Raw genomic sequence first — 2,774 nt, forward strand, 5'->3', positions numbered from 1 at the left:
ATACCATTGGCAAGCTGTTGGTTTCGCTCACGGGTGTTTTCCAGTTTTTGCTTAACGTAGGTCAGTTTGAGTCGATAGGGTTCTTGCCGATAGCGAATGGCGAGCTGTTCGTAAACCTCTGGCAATTGAGAGCGGTCTTGTTCTAGAGAGTCTAACAGTTCCGGTAGCACATCACACCAGTGCAACGACAGACTCAATAATTCGGTTAGATGGCTAACTTCATTTATATATTTACCCAGCACCAAATCTCGTTGATAGCAGGCAGTTTGCCAGGTAATTTGGGGAGTTACAAAAGGATTACCATCCCGGTCTGACCCTACCCAAGAGCCAAAATGACAGAAGTTCTTAGCTGGTGGGTTCAGCCAGGGGAATGAACCCTTCAACGCTTGCTTGAAGCGACTATACAATTGAGGTATAGTATCAAACAGTACTTCGTGGAAGTAGTGAAGAGTGTAATCCACCTCATCAAGTACTCCCGGCTTAAACTGATGTAGCTCATCGGTGCGCCACCAGAGGCGAATTTCTTCCATCAGCTTTTGGCTACATTCAGTCACCTCCCAGGAGGAAGTGATTCCCAAGGTACCATAGGTTTGCTCCGCTTGGTCTAATTGTTCCAGAATCTTAGCCATCCGTCGCTGTTTACCCCGAATGGTACGACGGACGATTTCTGTGGGGTGAGCAGTGAAAACCAAGCGAATATCAAGATTGTCAATCAGCCTCTGAATTTGACCAGGTGGAACATTCTGCTTGTGCAAGTGGGGAAATAGCCAATCTAGCAGTCCTAATTTTCTTTCGGATCCTTGGTTTTGCTCCTGGCTCTTTTCGATAACATTGCTAACGGCACCCCCTGGTTGAGTCCCCTCATTGCCTATTTCCACCTCTTTCTCAACTGTTGTCACAGTTGAGAAAGACGAATTACCATTTTTTGTTAAAATACCTTCGCTGAAGGGGGTTAACTCGGGTTCAGTGCTTCTTCGGTAGGAACGGCGTCTTGAGAGTTGTTGATTTCGCTGTTCATAATGTTGTTCGACAATATTGATCAGCTGAAAGTAAAGAGCAAACGCTCGTGATGCCCGGATAGCCTCGTTAAGGTCAAGCTGTTGGATTAAATCAGCAACTGAGGATTGAGGATCTTCAGTCGCTTGTCCTTCTGGAGAACACAATTCCCGCAGTTGCTTGAGTAAATCAACGAGTTCCTGACCACATTCAGATAGGAGAACAGATTCCCACAAATCCTCTACAATTTTAAGTCGATGGCGCAGAAACAGGTCAGAGGTAGCCGGGAAGGTTGAATCTTGATTAGATGGAGATGGGAAAAAACTCATAGGCTCTATCTATTCCCTATACAAAGCTGATCTATTTTACGGGTTTGAGGTTCTTTAAAGTAATTAAGGAACAAGAATTTAAATTTCTTGGGAAAGGTCACGAAAGCTTAACATCTTTACATTAACTTTAATAATAAGCCAACTTGTTGAGTATCTGTAAAAATCATTAAATTTATCAAATTTGACTATTGGGTATACCTGTGAAACTACTAATGTTTATAAGTTTTTCTTGAACCATGACCCCAGTGTGGCTACTTCCCCCAACAGATTTGCAACTATTTAACCATGATGTCCATCTCTGGCGTGCGCAGTTGGAGCTGAGTGGAGTATTGATTGAGAAATTGGCAACCACTCTTTCTGAGGACGAGCACCAAAGAGCTGAGCGATTTTACTTTGAGCGGGATCGGAAGCATTTTATAGCAGGTCGGGGTCTTCTGCGCCAAATCTTAGGTCGCTATTTGGGCATGAACCCACGCCAAGTGGAGTTTTGTTATGGAAAGCGGGGTAAGCCAGCACTCAAGGAAACCTCTGGGGGCAGAAGACTCCGTTTTAATGTATCTCACTCTCATGGACTAATTCTGTATGCTATTACCCGAGAGCAGCGCATTGGCGTTGACCTAGAATATCTGCGACCAATGCCAGATGCTGAGCAACTCGCTCAACGTTTCTTTTCCCCCCAAGAGTATGCTGTGATTTGTTCTGTGTCTGAGGAACAAAAGCACAAGGCATTTTTTCAGGGATGGACCAGTAAGGAAGCCTATCTAAAAGCCATTGGTGAAGGATTAGCTGGCTTGGAACAGGTCGAAGTTTCTGTAAATCCAGCTCAACCGACTGCCCTATTGAGCATCAACAAAGACCCTCAGGCAGTTTCCCCTTGGTCTATCGCTGGTCTAACCCCTGCGCCGGGTTACTTGGCCTCGTTGGTTGTCGAAACAAAAGATTGGCAGTTAAGTTGTTTTGATTACACTGAGCAATCAGTCCCTGGTTAGGGTGTGTGGTGGGTCTAGGGTAAAGTTAGGGCGAAATAGGAACTGGTTAATCTTGACACTCCCCGCTTTAAAAAGACGGGGATTCTTAGATCTACGACCGGCCTTAAACCTTCGTATCCTTGCGGCAATACCTAAACCGAAATCCCGTCAAAACCAAGATCCTAGTTCAGTTTACGAAAGACCCAGCGGGCTAGTCTCCTTAAGCGTTCGGTTACTTTTTGAGAAGTGCCTTATGAAGTCCGTTGCTTCCCTGTTTCACCTGGTTTCGGCGTGCCCCGCCGTACCGTTCTTTTTTCAAAATGTGATCTTGCTGGGTTCACACACCAAGTGTTAGTTGATGATTGGGTTTTTAAGGAGGATTTTCCCTACCCTCCGGGCATTGTTACAGTCGATGTCCCCTATTAAGGGAAGCACCTCTGCTTCAGAACCGTACGTGAAGTTTTCGCCTCATACGGCTCCT

The 2,774-nt window shown here is 45.4% G+C and carries 2 protein-coding genes; one reads left to right on the forward strand and one right to left on the reverse strand.

Going from position 1 to position 2,774, the window contains the following annotated elements:
* Nucleotides 1-1,325: phosphoenolpyruvate carboxylase (locus F6J99_RS43870; protein WP_293123440.1), on the reverse strand; the 1,325-nt coding region annotated here is incomplete at its 3' end.
* Between the two features lie 236 nt (nt 1,326-1,561).
* On the opposite strand from F6J99_RS43870, the gene F6J99_RS43875 reads away from it, so the two are divergent.
* Nucleotides 1,562-2,314, forward strand: coding sequence for a 4'-phosphopantetheinyl transferase superfamily protein (locus tag F6J99_RS43875; protein ID WP_293123443.1), 753 nt, complete (start codon nt 1,562-1,564; stop codon nt 2,312-2,314).
* Nucleotides 2,315-2,774 lie beyond the last annotated feature (460 nt).

Origin of the sequence: Moorena sp. SIO4G3, assembly GCF_010692305.1 — a bacterium.
Lineage (GTDB): Bacteria > Cyanobacteriota > Cyanobacteriia > Cyanobacteriales > Coleofasciculaceae > Moorena > Moorena producens_A.

What these genes read in the sequence shown, in the direction of transcription:
- F6J99_RS43875 (WP_293123443.1), top strand. Translation starts at nt 1,562, where the DNA reads ATGACCCCAGTGTGGCTACTTCCCCCAACAGATTTGCAACTATTTAAC.